We start from the raw sequence: 24758 nt of genomic DNA on the forward strand, positions 1-24758 counted from the left end.
ATCATTCTTTCATTTTGCTAAAAAATAAATCATAATTTTTATCAGCATCATATTGTAGTTTCCACAAACTAATAGATCGTTGACTCCTAATACTATATTTATCTAAATTATTATCTAATCTTTGTTTTATTATGGTATTAACTTGATTATATACATTTTTCATATTATCTATATTATTTATTAAATACCCGGTGTTTGCTTCGACAATTTCACTATTACCGCCAACATTACGAGCAATAACTGGAATGCCCATAGATATGGCCTCCATTATAGATACAGGGACTCCCTCCGAATCACTGGTATTTATAAAAAAATCCACATCATATCTCTCATAGGTTCTTAATATTTCTGAATTATCTATATGCCCCAAAAAATTATACTCTTTTCCTTTAAGCTTTTCTGCGGCATAAGTTTCTATCTCACTTTTTTGACTTCCAGTTCCAATATGTATCCATGTAACCGGTAAATCAATATTAGCTATGATATCAATTATTAAATCTAATCGCTTAACAGGTATAATAGAAGAACATGATGCAATACAAACTTTATCTTTCTCAATTATTTTTTTTCGCTTTTCATAAGGATTATATGTTCCTAATCTTGAAATATTTTTTATTGAGCTCAAAGTAGTAGATATGTATCTTTGGGTAAAATAATTTAAACCGTGACCTGAAATAAAATGTATTTCATCCAAATTTATATCGATAAAGTCTCTAAAGGGTAAATACCTTGTTAGATTTCTTTCTTCATATAAATCATACCCATGTGCTCTAGATACTATCTTTTTTAAATTACTTTTTCTAGTTACATTGTAATTTGCTATAGCATATGCACCTCTAGTTAGCCAGAAAGAGTACATATATACGTTATCATTAAGATTCCTTGAAATTTCTCTATCAATATACCTTTTAGCATTAATATAAAATAATCCATAATGCAAAATGTATATGATTTTAGATAGTCCTAGTTTTGATATAGAAAATACACTTTTTATTTCTTTTCTAGTATTTTTATCAAACAACCATTTAAAAATACCGAAACTAATTAATGCTTTTAATATATTAGCCTTTACAACATAGTACCTAAATCCTTTTTCTTTAGCGAGATTAGAAAATACCTCTTCATTGCCTGGATATGAAATCACTACAACCTCGTCAAAATATTTAGTAATATAATTAACTTCATTTATAAAAAATGTGGCATCAGCGGTACCAGGTAAAACAATAATTTTATTCATAACACACCATGTACTTACTAATTTTTAATATATTTTATTATTATATTTGAAATATACATTATTTCTGCTTCTGTCATATACGGATGCATTGGTAATGAAAGTACAGTTTCGCAAAGTTTACTAGATACTTCAAGATCTTTCTCGTTTATTTCTATACCTAAAAAAGCTCCCTGCTTATGCATCGGCTTAACATAGTAAATCATACTCGGAATATCATATTCTTTTAGCTTTGCTTGTAAGCCGTCACGCTGCTCTTTGTTTTTGAGCTTAATAGTATATTGAGCAAAACTTGAATAGTACCCTTCTGGTATAACAGGGATCTCAACTATATTGCATAAGTTTTCATTATACAATTTATACACTACATTCACATCATTAAGTTCATGTTCCATAAATGCAGTCAGTTTTACATTTAAGATAGCTGCCTGAATTGTATCTAATCTTGAGTTTATACCAATTCGTACATTATCATATTTATTACTTCCCTTTCCATGAACTTTAATAGAACTAATAAGCTTTGCCAAATCATCACTATTTGTGAAAATAGCTCCTCCATCTCCATAACACCCTAACGGCTTAGCTGGGAAAAATGAAGTTGTAGCTGCATCACCGAAACTACAAGCCATCCTTCCATGTATTCTTCCGCCAAATCCCTGAGCACCATCTTCAAGAACTAATAAGTTATATTTATTGGCTATCCTAGCAATTTCATAATGATCTGCAGGAAGACCAAATAAATCAACTGGAATTATGGCTCTTGGAGTAAGTTTGCCTTCCTCTATAGTTTTCATGATAGCTTTTTCTAATTTATATGTATCTATATTATACGTCTCTCTTTTTACATCAACAAATACTGGTGTTGCTCCTCTAAAAGAGACAATCTCTCCAGTTGAAAAGAAAGTGAAGTCCGGTATAAAAACAGCATCTCTTTCTTTAATGTCCCATGCCATCATTACTAATGTCATAGCTTCTGTACCATTAGCACAAGTAATACAATATTTAACTCCAACATATTCAGCTAACCTTTTTTCCAATAATTTAACATCAATACCTCCAATAAAGTTTGCATTATCTAATACTTCTTGAATAGCAGAATCTATTTCGTATTTGTATTTTTGATATTGGGATTTCAAATCTCTAAATTCCACTTTATCACTCCTGTCAACAATTTAGTCTACTTGGATTTCTCTAGAAGTTGGCCTTTCACAAGAGTATACTCTCTTCCACATTTTTCACAATTGATTCCACCTCTGAGTGGAATCCCACATTCACAAACCCAATCAATCTGTTTTGCTGGAACTCCTGCCATTATCGCATAATCAGGAACATCCTTTGTCACAACAGCTCCAGATGCGATCATTGCCCACTTACCAATCGTATTACCACAAACAATAGTTGCATTAGCTCCTATTGATGCTCCATATTTAACAAGAGTCTTTTTATACCCTCCAGCTCCTTTTGGATATTTACTTCTTGGAGTTAAGTCGTTTGTGAACACCATAGAAGGTCCACAAAATACAAAGTCCTCCAACTCAACACCTTCATATACAGAGACATTGTTTTGGATTTTTACTCCATTTCCGATTTTAACATTACTAGAAATGTAAACATTCTGGCCTAACGAACATTGCTTGCCTATTCGAGTGCCCTTTTGAACGTGGCAAAAGTGCCATATCTTAGTGCCATCTCCTATGTCTACATTTTTATCTATATAACTGCTTTCATGTACAAAGTAGTTCATCTGCCAAACCTGCCTATAAAATCCATAGTACTACATTTTTTCAACGGAAGCTTAATACTTTTACCATCTGCTGCTGATTTATATATTGCAAGTACGAGTTCAAGAGCTCTTCTCCCGTCTTCAGCAGTAACATATGGCTCTCTATCATTTTTTATTGATTCAATCATATCCTCATAAAGTGGATTATGTCCAAATCCATAAACATTCGGTGGGTTCTCATGGTACTTTTGTTTAACTTCTTCCGAATCATCTAATTTATCTGCAAACTGCCACTCTTCAATTAGATTCACTGATTTACCTCCGGCTTTAACAGTTCCTTTTTCTCCAAAGATGTATAGGGTCTCTTCAAGGTTTTTAGGATAAATGCTCGTAGTTCCTTCTACAATACCGTAGCTTCCATTTGCAAACTTAATTAATGCCAAACCTAAGTCTTCTGCCTCTATAAAGTCATGTATTAAATTATCTGTCATACCAACTACTTCTATAATTTCATCTCCCAACATCCATCTTAAAAGATCAATATTATGGATACACTGATTCATCAATGCACCTCCATCTTGCTCCCAAGTACCTCTCCATGGAGCTTGCTTATAATAATTTTCTCCTCGACTCCAGCGGATATGTGCAGTGCCATGAAGTAATTTACCAAATCGTCCCACTTCAACTGCTTCTCTAATTTTCTGTACAGATTTATTAAAACGATTTTGATGACATGCACAAACCTTCAAATTCTTCTCTTTTGCTTTTTTAATAATTTGATCTGCCTCGTCAAGTGATAAAGCTATGGGCTTTTCTATAATTAAATTACTACCAAATTCTATACAGTTAATGGCAATTTCCCCATGTTTACCACTTTCAGTGCAGATAGCTATAATATCTAGTTTTTCTTTTTGGAGCATTTCTTTATAGTCAGAATATTTCTTAACAGTTTCAGAAATATTAAACTTTATTATTACCTCATCCATTTTAAATTCATCAATATCGCATAATGCCACTATTTCTAAATTGTTCTCGATTGCTGCTGCAATATGATTTGGTGAAATTCTGCCACATCCGATTAATGCATATTTTAAGCTCAATACCACTTCCCCCTTACAGTAGCTCAATATTATCTCTTCTTTTAATATGTTTCATCGCATTCTTAGTATCAAAAATTGATTTTGCATGTTGCTGAACAAGTCCATAATTTACATTAGTATGAGCGGTAGTGATTATGACAAGATCTACACTTTCGATAAGACCATCTGCTAATTCTGGTTCGCTTTTATGGACTTCTCCATGTTCTCGGTATTCCGGTACAAAAGGATCAAAATAAACAACATTAGCACAATGTTTTCTTAGCTCTTCAATTACTCTAATGGCAGGACTTTCACGATAGTCATTAATATCTTGTTTATACGCAACGCCAAGCACTAATATTTTTGCACCATTTATTGCCTTCTTGTTGCGGTTTAGGATCTTGATTGCCCTCTCTACGCAGTATTCTGGCATACGATCATTAACCATCATTGAAGATTCAATCATAGATGTATGGAATCCATATTCGCGTGCTTTCCATGATAAATAATAAGGATCAAGTGGAATACAATGGCCACCTAACCCAGGCCCTGGATAGAATGCTTGAAATCCATATGGTTTTGATTTTGCTGCATCAATTACTTCCCAAATATTTATGCCCATCTTATTACATAATATTGCAAGCTCATTTGCAAGGCCAATATTAACATTTCTGTATGTATTCTCAAGTATCTTTTCCATTTCTGCAATCGCAGGACTAGATACAGTATGTACATCACCATCAAGAACAGCACGATACATCGTTGCAATTACTTCTGTGGCATCTTGTCCAATAGCACCAACTACTTTAGGTGTATTCTTTGTTTTATATATCAAATTTCCCGGATCAACTCGTTCTGGAGAGAATCCTAGATAAAAATCATCACTGCACTTTAATCCTGATCCTTCTTCAAGTATAGATTTTATAAGTTCCTCTGTTGTACCAGGATATGTTGTCGATTCAAGTACGACCATTGTTTCTCTTTTAAGAAACTTTGCAATTTCTTCTGATGATGATTTGATATAACTAATATCTGGTTGTTGATGGTTATCCAATGGAGTAGGAACACAAATTGCAATAAAGTCAACATTTTTTACAAAACTAAAGTCCGTAGTTGCAGAAAGCATGCCATTTCTCACCAACTCTGATAGGTCATGATCAACTACATCTCCTATATAATTATGACCTTTATTAACCATCTGCACCTTATTTTCTTGTATATCAAATCCTATAGTTTTAAATCCAGCCTTAGCTTTTTCCACAGCAAGAGGAAGGCCAACATATCCTAGTCCTATTACACCCACAACAATTTTCTTATTTTTAATCTTTTCTAACAATTTCTGTTTCATTATTCTATTCCTCTTTTATCATTGTCTTTTCTTATAGAATTATATATCACACATAATGTGATTGCATGAATAAACTCCTTAAATTATTAAACAATATTTTCAGCACCTTTACGAGCATCTTCAACATTTTCACAATTACTCATCATATGTCTTTGATTTAATTTGTAAATTATATAAAATCTGCACAAATTATTATCCAATTTTATTCTTGCATTTTATCAACCTTAAACGTAAATTAATATTAAATATTAGTATAACAGAAACATGTAATATGCTACCTCTTAAGTATTTCTTCAAATTTTGAAGTTAAAATTTTATAATCATACTTATTTGCTACGTAAGTTGAATTCTGACAGTAAGAATTATACTCATCTTCAGGCATCTCATAAAATTTAGCAATAGCTTCCGCCATCTGTTCTGAATTTGCATTGTCTCTTACAATCCCACATTTATATTTTTTAATTAAATCATAACCAAACTCACAATCAGAAACTATAGGTCTACCGCTTGCAAAATATTCAAACAATTTATTAAGACTCGCACCATATTTCTTTAAACCGTTCTGTTCAAAATGCATAATATTTAAGTTACACTTATCCAAAATAAACGGAATGTTTTTTTTGTTTACAAACCCTTTAAACGCTACATTATCAATCTTATTTTCAACACAATACTCCTCAAGATACTTCCTGTCCGTTCCATCACCGTATATTAAAAATTTTATATTGTGATATCCTTTTTCTTTAATTACTTGTGCTGCATCAACTATTGTTTTTACATTATTAACAAGTCTTATTGATCCTGCATATACTACCTTAAAGGTATTGATATCTTCTAAATCAAAATCTATAATCTTATAATTTTCTTTATTAAATATAAATGATTCTAGATCTACTCCATTATTTATGTGGGAAACTTTATCTAAATCAATATCTTCTTCCCACCCTTTATCAAATATATAATCTTTCCCTCCTTCCATTGTAAAAACAAGTTTATCAGATCTTTTATAAATCCATTTTTCAATCTGATACATTAACCATACAATTGGATTTTTCCGAGACATACCTTTGTATTCAATAATCGATTCAGGCCATAAATCCCTAACTTCCAAAATAAACTTAGCTTTATACCTTTTTGAAATTAAAAATGGGAGAGGCGCTAACATAGCTCCTAGATCACAAATAATAACATCTGGTTTTTCATTTATGCGTTTTGCAACTCTATAAAATCTGAATGGAAATTGTAACATATTAACTACTCTTCTTAATCCATTTCCACTATAGTTACAAGTTCTAATGTGTACAAAATTTAATTCATCATATGATCTTTCAATAAATAATTTAGACTTATCACTTATTAAATTAAGATCTCTATTATGAATGGTACTAGCGGAAAATATTTTAACTTTATGTCCTAAATTTTTGAGGTATTTTGACATCATGTTATTTCTGACTCTAACTTCATACTCTGGTGGCATGGCATAATGATTGATTATCCATATTTTTATAATAATTCCCCCCTTACAATAACTCTAACATTATAACTTCCATAAATGATAAATCTGATGGCACGCTACTTGTATACATCCAACTTTATGATAAAAGTTAATTGCACCAATATTTCTCACTTGGGTACCGACTCTTATTTCATCACAGCCGCGTTCATATGCTGCGTATTCAATTGCCCTAAATAAACTTGTCCCAATGCCGCTTTTAGCATCATTCCTAGCTACAGCAATGAGCTCTATTACACAACTATTTTTCAAATATGAATGTAGCAGAAACCCATTAACTTGCCCGTTTGCTGTCTTTGATAAAGCAAAATATTTATCTGGCTTTCCAAATGAATTTATCAGCCATTGGTGATAAACTTGCGTTCCCCCACGTTTAGCTAACTCGGGATCTTCTATAAACTTTGAAAACTGAAAATCTGCTACATCAATGATTTGATCATTTCTTTCCAACATATTATGAATTTCAATTTGTTCTGGCCACTTATATGAACCTTCTATCTTTTTTGTAAATTGTATATTCACATCAGCTAAAAATGCTGAGGTATGCTTTGCGATCAGTTGTGCATTATTTGGTTCTGAATTACGATTTTCAATTGATATAAACTGATAGGCCTTAAATTTGTCTTTTAACTCATCCCAGTCAAATAATGTAAGGGGCTTATGAAGGATAGCCTTAGCGCAATTTATGCCAAAATAATTTGTATCCCATTGTAAAGCATAGAAGGTAACTGGACAGTCAATATTGTTATTTTTCAAAATAATTAAACCTCCTACACACCCACTTTAGACTTATTTTTAGTTTCAATACTATTATCAGTTACGTAAACATCTTCACGTTTTAACACAGATATAACTGTTTTTAATAATACCTTTATATCAAGCCATAATGACAAATTATCAATATAGTAAATATCATTTTGAATTCGTTCTTTCCAAGAAACTGTATTTCTATAGTACGCCTGGTTAAAGCCTGTTATTCCAGGTTTAACCTCCAACTTGCGAACTTCAATACCTTCATATAGCTCCATATGTTCCGGCAAGTCAGGTCTTGGCCCAATTAAACTCATATCACCTTTTAATACATTTAAGATTTGGGGAGTTTCATCTATACTTGTCTTTCGTATAAACTTTCCTATCTTAGTAAGCCTTGGATCATTCTCTGAATTAAATGTAGAACCGTCCTCATTTCTTATATCAGGTGCATTTACTTTCATCGAACGGAATTTGTACATCTTAAATATCTTTCCGCCTTTACCAAGTCGAGGTGCATTATAGAAAATCGACCCTTTATCCTGAAAATATATGATAGATCCGATAATAACTAATATTAGCAACCAGAATGGTAGAGCTATTAGTGATAAAATCAGGTCAACTATCCTTTTAAAGAAACTTGTATACATTTTCTCACCCCCATTACTTACTAACAACTTCTTTATTTACCACCTCGCTAATTGCTTTCTTTAAATTTTCACAGACATACTCAACATCTTCGTCAGTTAATAACGTATGAAGCGGTAATGTAATCTCATTCTTATACATGTTAAATGAATTTTTATAATCCTTAATATTAAATCCCAACTTTTTATATGCAGTAAACATTGGAAGTGGCTTATAATGTACGTTACATGCAACCTCTGCATCAGCCATTTTCATAATTATTTTATTTCTCTGATCTTCACTAATATGAGGGATCCTTGTCATATAAAGATGTCCTGTAGATGCATAGTTATCACCATAATGCTGTAACCGCTGTATACCTATGGGTAGTAACAACTTATCATACATCTCAATAATCTCTTTACGTCTCTTCAATAACCAGTCGTATCTATTTAACTGTATCAATCCGAAACTGGCTAAAATATCAGTCATATTGCATTTGTACGCTAAATTTACAATATCATACTCCCAGGAACCTTTTTTAGTTTTTGCCAACGCATCCTTAGATTGTCCGTGCAGACTATACAGCATAAACTGCTTATATATGTAATCATCATCCAGTCCTAAGTCATTTCTCCAAACAACTGCACCACCTTCAGCAGTTGTAAGGTTTTTAACCGCATGGAATGAGAAGCACGTAAAATCTGCAAAATGCCCGCACTTAACGCCATGTTTCTCAGCTCCAAATGCATGGGCGGCATCGGCCAATATAATTATTCTATTAAATAACTGCTGAATATCATTATTTCCCTTAAATAATTTTCTTTTACTCTCTACAATTTTATATATTGTCTCATAATTAATTACCTTTCCTGCAATATCAACAGGAATTATTGCTTTAGTTTTCTCATTGATTGCTTCTTCCAATTTAGAATAATCCATTTCAAACGAATTGGGTGCAACATCAATCAGTATAATCTTTGCGCCGACATGCTCTATTACAGAGGCAGATGCTGAATATGTATAAGAGCTGGTTATTACTTCATCTCCAGGCCCTATTCCCAAAATACGGAGCGAAAGTTCCATTGCAGCTGTAGCTGAGCTAAGGCAAACTGCTTGTTTGGTCCCAATATATTCAGCTATTCTTTGCTCAAAAAGCTTTGTTCTCGGCCCGGTAGTTATCCACCCTGATTTCATAGCTTTTATTACTTCATCTATTTCAGCATCTGTAATGTCAGGTGGAGAAAATGGAATATCTCTCGTTTTAGTTTCAATCATTTAATTTTCCCTCGCTTTATTAGTAACAATAGACCAATCAAGCTTAATTATATCCTGAGATTTATATGGAGGTACGCACTTAGTCGATAATCCAGCTAAATAAGACGTTAAATCTTCAATACTAAAGTAAAGCAGTATACTTCTTGACAAACTTAATCCTATTCTAGTGTCTATGCTTATCGATCTCGATAATACTTTTTTTATATTCATAGTCTTATCACCATACTAGATATATTGTAGAATAATATTTTGCTAACATCAACACTTTTGTCGATTTTAGAATTATTATACAAACCTTAATTTTATTGTAAATTAAGGTTTGTAGGCATACATCTTTTACATTCAATTAATTATATTGATTTAACTATACCTTCATATATCTATAAATGTCAAATCGAAGGTAATCTCTTTAACATATTTTAATTTTTATTCCAGTGATATTGGTTTTGTCTTTGTTTACTGTCTCCCTATACTATGTTAAAATTATTGAAGTACATATTTAGGGGGCATATCATGAAAAAAAAAATATTCAAAGAAACCCACAATTATTTTAAGCTTTTACCTATTGCCTTGATTTTAGCAATAGTACCACTAATTGTATTTTTGAAGCAAGTAAAATTGGATGCATCCTTTGCCAAGTTATGGAAAGGTACAACTAATGAGGCAGATTTTTTCTCTTATTATAAGATGACCTGGTTTATAGTATTGACTTGCATTGCTATTTTCACTTTCCTCATATACATTTTTGTTAAGAAAATAAAATTAACTGTACCAAAGATTTTTATTCCAGCAGGCGTATACATTATACTCGTATTTTTATCCAGCTCTTTCTCCGATTATCATCAACAGGCTTTTTTTGGGTTTCCGGATCGTTATGAAGGATTTTTTACAATATTTTGCTATATAACGGTGTGTCTGATTTGTGCTATGCTCGTTACTTCTGAATTCGATATCAAATACCTTACATACTTTCTTGCTTTTTCTGTATTGGTTTTATCTATAATAGGTATAACCCAGTTTTTTGGTTTTGATTTTTTTCAGTCTGACTTTGGAAAAAGACTTATCTTGCCTAAAGCAAATGAAAACCTTATTAGCTCTTTAGATTTTAAATTCCCAAAGCAATTCATATATTCTACATTATTTAACCCGAATTATGTAGGTGGTTTTTTTGCAATAATTTTATCAATCTGTCTGGTAATTTTTCTTTCGGTTAATAACCTAAAGATTAAAATAATATCTTGTATATTTTGTATATTATCTTTTGCAAATCTGCTTGGAAGCTTATCAGCCGCGGGTCTGATAAGTATGGTTGTATCCGGTTTAGCTATTCTGGTTTTTATGCGTAAAAATCTTCTCAGAAATACTGTGCCGATCCTTATATTGTTACTATGCATTATTGCCTCAACTATCTTTATGAATTATTCATCAAATGGATTAATTTTCCGTTCATTGAATATTGCGAGTAATTTTAATTATTCCGATGTAAAAGATAAATTTGTCGCATTGGCAACGCCAAAGAATTATAATTCCGGTATCAACAACACTTTAATGTTGATAAATGTGGATCCGGATTCAAAAATAACTACTACTGGCGGTGACCCCAAAATCAGTAAAAGTAGTTTACTTGCTTTAAATAGTACAACTTCCGGTACATCTGCCCCTAGAAATTTATCTGATATAAGAATAGATAACAATAACTTATACCTTTTTACATCAGATACTGATGCACTGATTGTTAATATTGATCCTGCTACTTCCAATTTTTCATTTACTGATAACAACAAAAAACCTATTGAAGTATCAAAGTCAACTTCAGATAATAAGATCATTATAACATTTAGTGATGAAAGATTTAACTCTATCAAGATCTCATTTAGTAATTTTATGCTTGTAGAAACTCCAAATGCAACTTTTTCCGCTATTTATTCAAATGATAGTTTTAAGATTGTAACCCCTGCAGGTAACATAACTGATATTATTAAAGCAGAAAGTTTTGGTTTTCAAGGAAAAGAAAAATGGGGTTCAAGTAGAGGATATATTTGGTCCCGCTCAATACCAATGATCAAGAATACCTTATTCCTCGGCAATGGTCCGGATACATATGCAATATACTTCCCACAGAATGATTATGTTGCTAAAATGAATTTTCTGTCAAACATGTTCACCATTGTAGATAAACCGCACAATATGTATTTGCAGATAGCCATAAATACCGGTGTACTGTCTTTGCTGGCATTTTTAGTTTTTGTTGGTTGGTATGTTATATACTCTTTTAAACTATATATCAAAGGTATTTTCAATCAATTCTTTGCCTCTGGTGTTGCCTGCCTGGCCGCAGTTATTTCCTTCCTTGTTTCTTCTTTGGCCAATGATAGTACAATTACCGTAAGCCTTACTTTTTGGATTATCATTGGAGTAGGTATCGCTTGCAACAATCTTTATGCAAAGTCAATTAAACTTAATAGTTCAAGTATAAAAAAGGCTTAAAATAACTCTCAGTTAATATTAACGGTTCTGGTTTTTGTAACCAGAACCGTTTTAAAGTTCAAAACTCTTCATACTTAGATTTCATTATACAGCTTATAAATATCTCTTTTCGTTTATTCTGACATACATGAAAATGTTCTCTGATTATGTAGCCACTGTAACTTTTATAGTATTGCTTTGTGAATCAGAGTAAATCTCTCCTCCAATGTCTTTTATCTCTTTGTAATTAAATGTACAATCAACACCCTCTGGTAATTTATCAAACTTTAGTACGATTATTTTACTATCAATATAGGTGATAGCTATAGGAACCTTTTTTACTAATGTTCCGTTATCATAATACTCTATGCTGTAATTACCTGTGAATATATTAGGAGTATCCATTGCCATCTCCCTGTTGAAAACAACCTTTAGCGTATCACTTCCGATAATAACTGCCTTTTCAGCTGTTATACTTGTGTCAGCTATATCATAGGAATCAAATACATAATCAGATTGTCCCGTTAATGAGTATCCTGTATAATCAGTAACTTTTGTTGAAACTTTTAGTGTATATGTTCTATTCTTCTGTAATTTTTTATCATTTGAGAAGAACAATCTTATTGTATTTGGATCTTCAGAAGATACTATAATTTTCGTTGGACTTGCTTTATATGCAGAATTATTGTTATCTAGCAGTGTAAAGTTTGATGTATCAGAAATAGCTTTGGTGCTTAGCGGCTTGCTGAATGTAACTGTAACAGAGCCCGCATCCACGGGTACTGCACCGTATATCTGGAATTCAATACCTCCGCTAATATATCCTTCAAAGGAATAACTTTTCTTATTTATCGTATACTGGCTGGTAGCATCAGGCATATAATTAACCATCAGATTATAAGTTTTAGCTGAATCCAACGTTCCATTTATCGTAAGTATAACACTTTTCGCAGCACTTGAGACCACCTGGGCACTCGTCACAGCAATTTGTTTATTGGTTGAGTCTGTTATACTGTACATATAAATCTGCTGAGCTATCTGCGGATCTACATCCATTGTAAAATCCACCTGTATGGTACTTCTTGACAGTCCTGTTATCATTTCGACTGCAAATCCGGTGCTTTGAACATCTCTAGCAATAAAAGTATCCAATTCGGTCTGAGCAACAAAATTTACCCCATATGCACTGATCATCTCCGGTGATACTTTTATAGAGTACTCCTGATCAGCTGTAAATTTCTTTCCCTTAAGCCCGATTGTTAATCCCTTATTATTTGGCAGCAACTTAATTGAAGTGTCCGCTATACTGGCAGATACAAATGGAGACTCGTTTTCAAATATCTGATAATAATTTGAATTAACAGCATTGTCGTTGACCGGATGTGTAAAATATACATTTACCTCATGCTCATCCTTCTGCTCAATCTTGCTGATTTTAAATAAATCTGATACTACCTCAACAATCCTGAAGCCTGTAAATGTTCCAGTTACTTTTGGAATAGTATTTCCATCAAAATCAACAAACTTATTGATTTCTATACTATAGTTTCTGGCAGCAACCTGTTTGGAGGTTTTAATTATCAGCTCGGTATCGGTTTGGCTTATACTACTTATACTTAGTGTATTACCATTTGTAGCATCATTGATTTGGATACTTTCCGGGTCTATAATACCTATCTTTTCATTAAACACAACCTTTAATTTCTGCTCATTCAAGGGTTTAATTTCAATTATTTTTGAAACAACCTCATCCTCCATAATCTTTGAAGATATTGCAGTTTCATAGCTCATTTCACCAGCATTAACCATCTTCTGAAGCAATGTCATGTTATCAGACTTTGTTTTCAGACCTAATGCTGTGTACATAACACTTACAACGCTTCCTCTGTCAAATTGCTTGTTATCATCCTCCGTCTTGGTCTGGTATACGGAATCGCTTACCAGGCCGATTTCATATGCTTTTTGAAATACTGTGCTCCAGGAAAAATCACTGGTGGTATAGCCTAATCCCTTTAACACCATACCCAAAAATTCTTTTTCAGATACGTAATCTTTTGGTCTGAAGGTAGCTGTATCATTTACTGTTATATAACCGTTTTGCTCACAGTATCCAACACTTGGAGCAAACCAGTCGGTCTTTTTAACATCGTTAAAACTTGTTGCTGAATATGTATCTTTATTATCTTTCACATATTTATTTTTACCGGTAAGATTAACTATAAACTGTACTGCCTCACTTCTCTTAAGCTTGGCTTGCAGCATATAATCGCCTTTTTCATTTCCTGTTATCATTCCCAGCTTACTCAACCTCACTGCCATCTCATTTTCAGATATATTCTCCTGCGAAGTGGTGGCTGCTATAACCGGAGTCATGGCAAAACCTGATAAGAAGCAGCAGCAAATAATTATCAGCGTCAGTATTTTCCTTTTGTACATAAATAATTTATCCTCCTGTGTAATATTATCCTAGATATATTAATATTACCATATATGCTGCAAATGTTGTAGAAGAAAGTTAGATAAAAAACACTCCACAAATACTTTTGTACCTGTGGAGTGTTTTCTAAATTACTTTAAGTCTTTTGGACTCTAGCATTTTTAATTATGATTGCTAACTAAATAGCATCAATTCTAGCCTGTAAATCAGTCTTAGCTTGACCAGCTGGTAATAAGGTCACCAAATCCTGAGCAGCTGATATACTAGCAGGAGTTTTAGTATCTTCAGCTACTGTTACAACACCTTCTACTACAGTGACAAGTCTGTTAACGAAAGCTACTCTGTCACCTGATGCTACATTATTATTCAGATAATTCAATGCAGCTGAAAGTGTAGTTGTGTCTTTTTCCGTCTCAAAAGCTGCTACTTTTGTTTCTGCCGTATTAATAATCACTTGATATGCAGATCCTGCTTCAGGAGCTACCTTGGCAGCATATACTACTGTAGTTGTAGAATCTACTGCACCACCAACCAGCTCACTTGCTCTGTATAATATTACATAGTATTCAGCAGCATTTATTGCTGAATCGTTAAAGCTAAAGCCGGTTGCTGAAGCTGTACCAGGAACTGTTATGGCTCCAGGTGTAGCTACTATTTCAGCAGCATAATCACTTGGCGTATATCCATTGAGGTCTAATGTCAAGGTGCCAACAGCAGTTCTTACAAGAGTTAATCCCAAGTCAGGAGTATTTCCGTCAAATGTCAATTCTTCAGTATCGCCATTTGTATACTTTACTGTTACAACATAGCTCTTGCCTGTTATTGTCGGCACAGCCAAGTTAAGTGTTACGGTTTTATTAGAGTTTGAAAAAGCATGTGACAAAACAGGTATAGTAACATCAGTATCGCCTTTTTCAACTACCGACACAACAGGTGTCGTAGCATTCATGGCTTTTACTGTAGTTACATATATTTGCTTAGCATTGTTACTTCCAACACCTTTTCCTATTTCCTTGTTCACAACGTCTGAACCCGCGAAATCAAATCTGATATCTTTAACATCTTCTTTGTTTCCAGCAAGGTCAGTAGCACCAGTTGTAGGAACTAAGTAGTAGTTGTTAGCTAAGTACAACTGTGCACTTGTCTTAATTGTAACAACATTATCGCTCAAAGATGTTGTACTTATTGCAACAGACTTAGTTTGTTCTTTTCCGTTACTGTCGTAATACAAATTAGTAATTCTGTAAGTTCCCTTGAGACTGAGATCCTCGTCATAGGTAACCTCAACTGTAAAGTTATCAACTGCTGCCACACCAGTTATAACAGGCTTTACGCTATCTTCCATGTAGGTAACAAATTCTGTTTTGCTGCCTCCATCTATTTCCAGCGCATAATCACCGGCAAGGTCTTTAGCCCATGTTTTGAATGTCAGGGTCACAGTTTCACCGGATTTAAATATTGTATTTCTGGTAACATACCATTCTGTCTGATAATCATCCTTTATATCTTCATTGCCTCGTGTAAACGTAAATACGCCATAAGTATTAGGCAATGATACAGGTTCTGAGAAGGTAACCTTAAGCTTCTTAACATTAACCTGCTCAATGTACTCTACCTGAGGCTTGTCGTTTGCAGCAGTGGTTCCTGCGAACACTGCTCTGTCAGCTACTACAGGATTAGTACTTGTGTATGCATCAATCTTATTTCCTGCTGCGTCTGCAAAGCGATCTCCGGTTGTTGTAGCAATTACATAGTTATTATCGCCTAAAGTAGTACCAGATATTGCTCTATAAGCTAAAGTCTTTCCATCATCAAGCACACCTGAATAGGTAAATGTTACAGATCCGCCTCCCAAGCCAGTAGCTGCTGAATTAAGCTTCTCTACTGTTAAGGTGGAAGGATATTTGGCAATAGCTTCATCAAAGCTTATCTGTATTTCTTTAGTATTCGGAGCATAGATATAAGATATGGATGGAATGGTAGTATCTATCTCGCCTGAATTGGTCAAAATATCCAATTTAGCACTTGACATGGCGTTTCCAAACGCATCTTCTATATTGTTCATAGTGATAGTGTAAGTGGTGTTAGCGGTTAATGCCTGAGTAGTCAGTGTAACCACATTAGTATCACTATCCAGAGAAGCCGTAATCGGAGAACCGATATCCTTGTTGAAGGAATAGTTTGTAGGATCGGTTGCTGTCGCTTTATTAACTTCATCATCAAAAGTCAATTTTACCTGAGTACTGCTGACATACTCTGCCTTAGTAACATATGGAGGAGTAGTATCAATAGGTTTAGCGATAAAATTATATACAGGATACTTGCCGCCGGTCTGCTTGAGGGTGTTTCCGAATTCATCGGCTACAGCTTTAACTTCCAGCTTATAACTCTTACCAGCTTCCTGCGCTGCTGTTGTTAAAGTTACCTTCTTGGTAGTGTATGCATCAGGATATTCTGTACTTGATGCTTTTGCACTGATTATTTCCAAAGATTCATTGTTTAAGGTGATGCTGTAGTTGCTGATATCCTCAAGAGTTGCAGCATCCATTGCATTGTTATCGTTGAATTGAATTTCAACCAAGTTGTTGTTCTTAGACTTAATTGAACCCTGCTTTACAGTTGGAGCTGTCTTGTCTTCAGAAGCACCGCGGAATGTACGTGTTGTCTTTCCTAATGCATTGGCCAATACTGAATTGTCAGTCAGATTTTCCATAGTCAAAGTATATGACTTGTTAGCTGTCTGAGCTGCTGTCTTGATTACTACTGTCTCATACTTGTCATCGTCATTTGTATCATAAGCTTTAACGCTTGTGATTGACAGATCACTGATTGAGTAGTTTTCCAGTGTTTCAAGGGAAGCCTTATTCATGCCATTTGCATCTTCAAACTTAATTACCAGCATGGTGTTGTTCTGCACCTGGATAGAAGCCACTCTTGGAGCAGTTCTGTCTTCGACAGCCTTGATATTACGGGTAGCCTTTGTAATGGCTTTACCGTCACTGTTCTTGACATTTGCAATAGTCAGGTTGTAGTAAACATTTATCTTTGCAACATCTGTTGTAAGAGTAACCTTGTTTCTGTCACCGTTCAATGCTGCCTTAACAGTCTTGAGTGACTTATCCCAAGTATAGTTAGCCACATCTGTAGCTGTAGCGTAATCCATCTTGTCAGAATACTCAACTACAAAGGTATTTGTGTCAGGTGAAGTAACCTTTACAATTGTAGGAGCTGTAGTGTCAGCTGCTATACCTGTGAAGTTTATTGAAGCACCGTTTGCAGTCAATGTGTATGAAACTCCGCCTGTTAAAGCATCAGTTTCAACTACATATAATGTATCTGATTCTTTAGTGATATCCTTAACTGCTACTGCTGTAGTAGTTCCCTTCTTAACGATAGCAAAGTCAGCTGCTGTTGCTGCTGCTGCTTCCTTAAGAGTTACTGCTACCTTGTTGTTTGCAACAGCTTTAACTGAATCAACAGCTAAAGTACCGTTAACCGGTAACAGGCTGTTCTTTGAAAGTACAGTCTGTAAGCTTGAATCAGCAGCTAAAAGATTTTCAGCAACTGTCTTGCCAGACTCAGTTTTAGCTGTAAGAATACCATACATGAATCCTACTGCAGCATCTCTGGTGAGATCGCCGGTAGCATCAGCATCGATCTTGCTGCCGTCAACTTCTGCAAGCTGACCAACTGCTTCAGTGAATGAACCAGTTAAATCATAGCCAAGACCTTTGAGCATGAAAGTTGCGAATCTTGCAGCAGTTACAGAAGCAGCTGGTCTAACATAAAGCTTTCCAGCCTTATCTACTTCACCGGCAATGATTCCTTCCTGAGCTGAATAAGCAACAACCTTCTTTGCATATTCTGATATGTCTTTAGCATCTGCAAACTTGGCAAGAGCCTTGGTTGCATCTTCGTCAGTCAGCTTGTCAGCTTCAGCCTTGTAGCCGAATTCTGTTGCCAACCATATTAATGCATCTTGTACTTTTAATGCAGCGTCCAAACCTGCTGCAGGATTAGTATCATCTGTTCCTGCATAGAGTTTGAGTTCTTTCAAAACTGCAGCCTTGTCGCCATTTACTACTGTAACTGAACTAGCACTAGTAGTAGACTCTTCAGTAGCTGCAAATGCAGCAGCCATTGAAGTTAGCACTAATGCTACTGCCAACACGACTGCTGTTAACTTTCTGAGATTTCTCATGTCTCAAATCCTCCTTGTGTATTTTGTAGCGGGTGGGCTATGCAATTCCGGAGCGGGCTACGCCTATCCCACATTTTATAGCCTCACTCGTTAAACCAGTTTTTTCAAGATTGGCACTGTTATCCAGAATTATGGCTAAATTTACCTATCTTGATTCAAATGTATTATATCACTGGCAATTTTTTCAGTCAATAAAGCCTTTTCAAGTGTAAAGAATTTGTAACAGAAATGCAACAAACCCCAGTGCCTGCACTGGGGTTTGTTGCAACTAATTCGCAATTATGTTAATGGTCCTGCCGTACTTAAGTTCGATAACATATTGCCGCGTAGTTTATTTTATTTGATTGTCCGTCTTATGGAGCAGCTATTACAACCTTGCCCGCATACAATACTCTTGTGGTGTCATCCTTGTCATATATAGTTATATATACTGCTGTCCCTGCTGTAAAGCTGGCGTCTGTAAATTCAACCACATTGTCAAGGGTATTTCCCGGAGTTCCATCAGCTTTCGGTGTTCCTACAACTGCTTTTGTCAAATCTGTAGCAGGTGTTGCCTTGAAGATGTATTCATCTGTATCAAAGCCTGCAAAATCAAGATCTATGCTGCCGGGTGCAGTGGTTAACTTCAAGCCTATGTCAGGAGTGTTTCCAAAGAAGTAGTAATCATTTGATCCGCCTCCGACATATCCTACGGTTACCTTATACTGAACTCCTGCAAGCAGCGGAGCAGCAAGCTGTACCTTACCGTCGGCAATGGTCTTTCCAGGGTATACGGTAGCATTTAAATCAACATCTATAGCAGGTGATGTAGTAGTATCAACTTCAAATACATTTATTGAACCGATGGTTTTGCCTGACACTCCAACTGTGATGGTATTGGCATTGTTGATTTCAACACCGGTTATATATCCGGAAACTGTCTTGTTTGTGCCAGGGAAGTCAAACTTAACGCCTGATACGTCTGCTCTGTTTCCAGCTACGTCAACCGCACCGGTTACAGGTTCGATGTAGTAGATCTTTGATGCATCAACAGGTGTAGTTAAGGTAAGCTTTATAGCCGGAACCTTGTTGGGATCTTCAGTTGAAGTTCCTGCTCCGCTGAAGATTGTTACAGGATTGTTTGATGAATTCAAGTAGTAGATCTTATATGTTCCTGAAGTTGGAACCTTTTCATCGTAAAGTACGTATACTGTCTTGTTATCATCGGCATAAGCACCTGTAATAACCGGTTTGGTTGTATCCTGCAGGTAAGGAGTGAATCCTGTGTAAGCAGCAGCTATATTAGTTCCTGCCAGGTCTCTCAACTGGTTGACAGGTATTGACAGCGCTGTTCCAACAGTAAAGTTTGTATTCACTGAGTAATCAAGACTTGTAAAGTGAGTATCTGTTGAATCGGAATCTATCTTTGTGAAGCCGGGCGTACCGAATGAAGCAGGTGCTACAGGCTCATTAAAGTATACTCTTACAGTCTTTGTATCGATTTGTTCAACATAGTCAACAGATGGTGCGGTATTTTCTATTGTGTTGCCGTTGAAGGTGTAGCCTGTTGGTGTAGTACCTGCAGCTATCGGAGCAACTGCGCTCATCTTGTTGTCAGCGGCATCTGTGAACTGTCCGCCGGTTGTTGCCTGAATCTGGTAGTTAGCGGAGGTAAGTGCATCTGCTATTGTCTTAGCCTTGTAAACTATTGTTTTTCCGCCTTCAATTTTACCTGAATACTGGAATACTTTCAGAGTACCGGTCATATTTCCGCTGTTATCCAGCACACCGAAGGTTATTTCGCTCGGCCAAGCCTTTACAGTTTCGCTGAGAGTAATGTGTATTTCACCTTTATTCATAGCGTAGATATAACTTACTTCAGGAGCTGTTACATCCAAAGTGCCTGAGGTTGATACAAATGACGCCTTTGCATTTGATACTCTGTTGCCATAATCATCTTCAAGGTTGTTCATTGTTACAGTGTATTTCTTATTTCCAACCTGAGTCTGAGTTGTCAGGGTTACGGTCTTTCTGTCGGAGCTTAATTCAGCCTTTATTGCCGAACCAAGGTCACCGTCTATTACATAGTTTGTGGGATCAATTGCTGTTGATTTCTTGAGCTCTTCAGCAAATGTGAATTTTACTGTAGTTGAATTTACAAATTCTACTTTTGTTACGTATGGTGCAACTTCGTCAACGTCTGATGACATAAAGTTGTATCTGGCATAAGTTGAACCTGATACCGGCTTTAACGCATTGCCGAATTCATCCTGTACACCCTTTACTTCTACAGTATAGTTAATCTTGTTCGGATCAACCACCTGCTGTGCTGTAGTAAGGATAACTCCCTTATTATCTGCGCTGTAGGCGTCAGGATATGTGCTGGCCATAGCCTTTGCACCGATTATTTCCAATGTTGAACCTGTGTTATCTTTAATTGTGTAATTAGAGATATCTTCCAGGCTTGCTACATCCATAGCATTATTATCTGTAAACCAGATTTTTACTGTGTTGTTGTTCTGTGATACTACAGGCTTTGAAATATTAACCGTAGGTGCAGATACATCTGCAGGTGCTCCTCTGAAGGTTCTGGTAGTGGTTCCCAGAGCGTTCTTAAGAACAGATGCGTCAGTCAGGTTGCTGAGTGTAAGTGTATATGACTTGTTTGCTTCCTGAGTTGATGTAGTTAAAACAACCTGGTCATACTTTCCATCATCTCCAACCATGTCATATGCTTTTGCACTTTCAACAGTAAGGTCGTTGATGCTGTAATTTTCAACATTTTCAAGAGCTGCCTTGTTCATTCCGCTTGCATCATTGAAGTCAACGATTATAGTGCGGTTATTTTGAACTCTGTGCATTGAAACCTTGGGTGCTGTGCTGTCTTCAGTTGCAGTTACAGTACGTACAGCCTTGGTCATAGCTTTTCCGTCAGAGTTTTTAACATTCTGAATTGTCAAAGTATATACAATATTTTTCTTTGCAGCATCGGTAATCAGTGTTACCTTTGTTCTTGCCTCATCCAATGTAGCACTTACAACCTTGATATCCTTGTCAAAGGTGTAGTTGGCCTTGTCTGTTGCAGTTGCAAAGTCCATTTTATCTGAGAATTCAATCTCAAATGTATTGGTGTCCTTACTTGAAACAGCCTTTATTGTAGGAGCGGTTGTGTCGGCAGCTATACCTGTGAAGTTGAGATTCTCACCTTTAACTGTCAGAGTGTATGATGTACCGCCAACAAGAGCATCGGTTTCAAGAACATATACCTTGTCTGATTCTTTTACAATGTTCTTGATTGCCACAGCTGTACTAGTTCCCTTCTTAACGATTGCAAAGTCGGTAGTTCTTGCCGAGGAAGGATCCTTCAGCGTTATGGCAACCTTGTTGTTTGCAATTGCAACAACCGAATCAACAGCCAGTGACTCAGGAGTTACAAGGCCTGCTGCCTCTGCTATTGCCCTGAGACTTGGGGTTGCAGCTATAAGTTTGTCGATAACTGTTTCAAGACCGGTTGCAGCATAATCTGCAGTAAGTGTGCCATAAATCATACCAACTGCCTGATCTCTCAATAATGAAGTCAATGCATATGCAAGATAGTCAGCAATACCCTGTGCACCTTCTACCTGTGATAACTGGGTAACTGCTGTCTTCCAGTCAGCTACATCGTAGCCGAGCTGCTTGAGCAGAAGAGTTGCAAACTGTGCTCCGTTGACATCCTTTCTTGCATCGATGTAAAGTTTGCCGGTAGCAGTATCCAATGCTCCTGACATGAAGTCGTTCTTAACCAGGTATGCCATTCTCTTTTCAGCATATGTAGGTACGTCTTTACCATCCGCAAAAGGTTTAAGTATGGCAGATACTTCAGCCGCAGTCAATGCGTTTGCAGCATCATCCAGATTGAATATTTTTGTCAATAGTACGGCAGCCTGTCCTCTTGTCAACTTTGATCCAAGATCAGGGTCAAATTCTTTATCGCTGATTCCAGCATAAAGATTCAGGTCGTGAAGCACAGATGCTTTACTTCCGTTTACCGGTTCATATGCCGCAAATGCCGGAACGGCAGTAGAAAGTGCAATAGATGCAGCAACTGTAACCGCAGAAATCTTTTTAAAATTTCTCATTCCAAATCCTCCTTAGATTTTTTTAGGCCGTAGAGTTACCGGGAAAAATTAGGCCTAACATTCTGATCCCCGGCGTACGATAATTTAAAATCAAGGGTTTGCAGACATTGCGTTCCTGATTTCTGAAATCATTATAGCACCGGTATTTTTAGGTGGTCAACATAATACACCATCATGTAAACTAACTGTAAGCCTTCTGTAATGGGCACACTTGCCCACCGAGGGTTATTATGGTAAACTATCCTTTACCCCCTTTGGAGCTGAATACGTGCAAATCCTTGAACAATGGGACTTCGAACCTGATCCGGATAAAAACCATTTTTATAATTAATTATCAATTCCGGGAAAAATCGGCTTTTATCCCTGTAATTTAACCGTAACTTTTGGGGTAAAAATATAATTTTTTAAACTATTAACGGTTATTATGATAAAATGAAGGAGAATAAATTGGTAAGGTCTGGAGTCAAGCATATTAAAATCTTAACTTTAAGGAGGGGCTGTATCTTGAATAGGCTAAAAGACAGTATCTTTTATATTATTGTTTGGGGGGCTGTTGTACTGTTGGGTTTCATTACTCTACTGAGTGCCTTTAAGTCGGGCCCGGCAAGCCTGAAGCTGCCTTTTTATTCCGGTTTTGCTTTTATGCTGGCAGCCGGCCTGGTCATATTTATATTCCTCAAGGCAAATCTTCTTTATAAGATAAACTTAAAGGTTTTTTTAGTTGTACTGGCCCTACTTGCCCTTATCCCCAGGCTTGTCTGGATATACTTCATCCGGACCCAGCCTTTTTCCGACTTCCTGCACCTGTACAACTACGGTGTTAACGCCAGTAACGGCGATTTCAAAGGCTTTGTGGACTTCTATGCGGTTTTCCCGTTTAAAATGAGCTTCGGACTGGCGCTGGCAGGTTTATACTCTGTTTTCGGGACGGGTTTGCTGGTGGCAAAGCTGTTTAACGTGATAATATCTGTATGTCTTGTTTTCATAGTTTATGCCGGAGGAAAGCTGCTTTACGGCGAGAAGGCCGCCAGGATATCCGGCTTGCTGCTGGCTTTATGGCCTGCGGATATAATGTTTACCTCGGTAATAGCCTCGGAGCACCTGTTTTTGGTGTTGTTTACCGGCGCTGTGGTTTTAATTCTGAATTTTATTCAAAAGTATTCCTTCAGAAATTACGGAATAGCCAACGGCAACCTGAGCCTTCTGGCAATAGGGCTCCTTACGGCCCTGGCCCAACTGATACGGCCCATGGCAATGCTTCTGCTGCCCGTATTTGCCATATATGTTTTATTATTTAAGCAGTACAGGGCTGATTCCCTGGCCAGTTTGGGTCTAAAGGTGAAATCTATTTTGCTGGTGTTTGCCGCTTACTATATGGCGATAAATTTAATTAATATTCCTGTTCAGAAGGTTACAGGGGTTGATGTGACAAGGTCGGACTCAGGCTTCAATCTCCTGGTGGGCACAAACGATAAGGCCAACGGGATGTTTAATGACGAGGATTTCAGTATTATTGCAAAGTATGATTACGATATTGACAGGGTACATGCCGAAGCACGGAAAATCGCCATTGAGCGGATTACTTCAAATCCGCAGAAGCTTCCCGGCCTCTTTTTAAGGAAGATTGACAAACTCTGGGGGAATGAAAATTACGGGTACTACTGGAGCACCACTCCTGTAAAGGATTCCAGGCTCGAAAACACCGTAAAATCTTACCCAAGGGTTTTTTATGGCGTTTCCCAGGCCTTTTACGTTCTCGTTATGCTTATGGGGATTTGTGCCTGCTTCTATAATCTGAGGGAAAAACGTTATGACGTGTTAATTGTTTTAATGATTTTCGGGGGCATTTTTCTGTCCTACCTGCTGCTGGAGGTTCAATCCAGATACCATCTGCCGGTCATGCCTCTGCTGATTCTGCTGGGCGGAAGTTTTCTGGAGCCGGCAGGTGACAGATTCCAATGAATTTTTTTGTAAAATTTTATTCGTGTATATAATTTACCCC

At 36.1% G+C, this 24758-nt stretch carries 14 protein-coding genes; 2 read left to right on the forward strand and 12 right to left on the reverse strand.

Annotated elements, in window-relative coordinates; all coding sequences use genetic code 11:
* Window position 1: 1 nt before the first annotated feature.
* From T344_RS30120 to T344_RS0126010, 9 genes are all read right to left on the reverse strand, one after another.
* Entirely contained in the window at window positions 2-1237 is a 1236-nt protein-coding gene (locus T344_RS30120; RefSeq protein ID WP_051572296.1) for a glycosyltransferase, read from the reverse strand.
* Window positions 1238-1254: 17 nt separating this feature from the next.
* Entirely contained in the window at window positions 1255-2385 is a 1131-nt protein-coding gene (locus T344_RS0125975) for a DegT/DnrJ/EryC1/StrS family aminotransferase (protein WP_027631125.1), read from the reverse strand.
* Between the two features lie 26 nt (window positions 2386-2411).
* Window positions 2412-2978 carry an N-acetyltransferase gene (locus T344_RS0125980; RefSeq protein ID WP_027631126.1) on the reverse strand — a complete coding sequence of 189 codons (567 nt, stop codon included), beginning with the start codon at window positions 2976-2978 and terminating at the stop codon, window positions 2412-2414.
* Complete coding sequence (locus T344_RS0125985) at window positions 2975-4057, reverse strand: Gfo/Idh/MocA family protein (protein WP_027631127.1); 1083 nt, start codon at window positions 4055-4057, stop codon at window positions 2975-2977. The genes T344_RS0125980 and T344_RS0125985 overlap by 4 nt, the downstream gene beginning before the upstream one ends.
* Before the next feature lie 13 nt (window positions 4058-4070).
* Window positions 4071-5384, reverse strand: a complete 1314-nt coding sequence (locus T344_RS0125990; RefSeq protein ID WP_027631128.1) for a nucleotide sugar dehydrogenase — start codon at window positions 5382-5384, stop codon at window positions 4071-4073.
* A gap of 274 nt (window positions 5385-5658) precedes the next feature.
* Entirely contained in the window at window positions 5659-6861 is a 1203-nt protein-coding gene (locus T344_RS0125995; RefSeq protein ID WP_479692239.1) for a glycosyltransferase family 4 protein, read from the reverse strand.
* A 60-nt stretch (window positions 6862-6921) separates the two neighbouring features.
* Window positions 6922-7653: a GNAT family N-acetyltransferase gene (locus T344_RS0126000; protein WP_027631130.1), complete on the reverse strand. Its 732-nt coding sequence runs from the start codon at window positions 7651-7653 to the stop codon at window positions 6922-6924.
* Between the two features lie 14 nt (window positions 7654-7667).
* Window positions 7668-8297 (reverse strand): sugar transferase, encoded by a 630-nt coding sequence (locus T344_RS0126005; RefSeq protein WP_027631131.1) that lies wholly within the window; start codon window positions 8295-8297, stop codon window positions 7668-7670.
* A 13-nt stretch (window positions 8298-8310) separates the two neighbouring features.
* Window positions 8311-9552 (reverse strand): DegT/DnrJ/EryC1/StrS family aminotransferase, encoded by a 1242-nt coding sequence (locus tag T344_RS0126010; RefSeq protein WP_027631132.1) that lies wholly within the window; start codon window positions 9550-9552, stop codon window positions 8311-8313.
* Between the two features lie 513 nt (window positions 9553-10065).
* Between T344_RS0126010 and T344_RS0126015 the strand changes: the two genes are divergently transcribed.
* Window positions 10066-12039, forward strand: a complete 1974-nt coding sequence (locus tag T344_RS0126015) for an O-antigen ligase family protein (RefSeq protein WP_027631133.1) — start codon at window positions 10066-10068, stop codon at window positions 12037-12039.
* Window positions 12040-12183: 144 nt separating this feature from the next.
* Here the strand turns inward: T344_RS0126015 and T344_RS0126020 are convergent, their stop codons facing one another.
* The 3 genes from T344_RS0126020 to T344_RS0126030 form a co-directional block, all read right to left on the reverse strand.
* Window positions 12184-14454: an Ig-like domain-containing protein gene (locus T344_RS0126020; protein ID WP_027631134.1), complete on the reverse strand. Its 2271-nt coding sequence runs from the start codon at window positions 14452-14454 to the stop codon at window positions 12184-12186.
* 179 nt (window positions 14455-14633) lie between these two features.
* Window positions 14634-18656, reverse strand: coding sequence for an Ig-like domain-containing domain (locus T344_RS0126025; RefSeq protein WP_027631135.1), 4023 nt, complete (start codon window positions 18654-18656; stop codon window positions 14634-14636).
* Between the two features lie 353 nt (window positions 18657-19009).
* The gene (locus tag T344_RS0126030) at window positions 19010-22756 is read right to left on the reverse strand and encodes a hypothetical protein (protein ID WP_027631136.1); all 3747 of its coding nucleotides are present in this window, start codon (window positions 22754-22756) and stop codon (window positions 19010-19012) included.
* A 504-nt stretch (window positions 22757-23260) separates the two neighbouring features.
* Between T344_RS0126030 and T344_RS0126035 the strand changes: the two genes are divergently transcribed.
* Complete coding sequence (locus T344_RS0126035) at window positions 23261-24718, forward strand: ArnT family glycosyltransferase (RefSeq protein WP_027631137.1); 1458 nt, start codon at window positions 23261-23263, stop codon at window positions 24716-24718.
* Window positions 24719-24758 lie beyond the last annotated feature (40 nt).

Source organism: Ruminiclostridium cellobioparum DSM 1351 = ATCC 15832, assembly GCF_000621505.1.
In the GTDB taxonomy this organism is placed as follows: domain Bacteria; phylum Bacillota; class Clostridia; order Acetivibrionales; family DSM-1351; genus Ruminiclostridium; species Ruminiclostridium cellobioparum.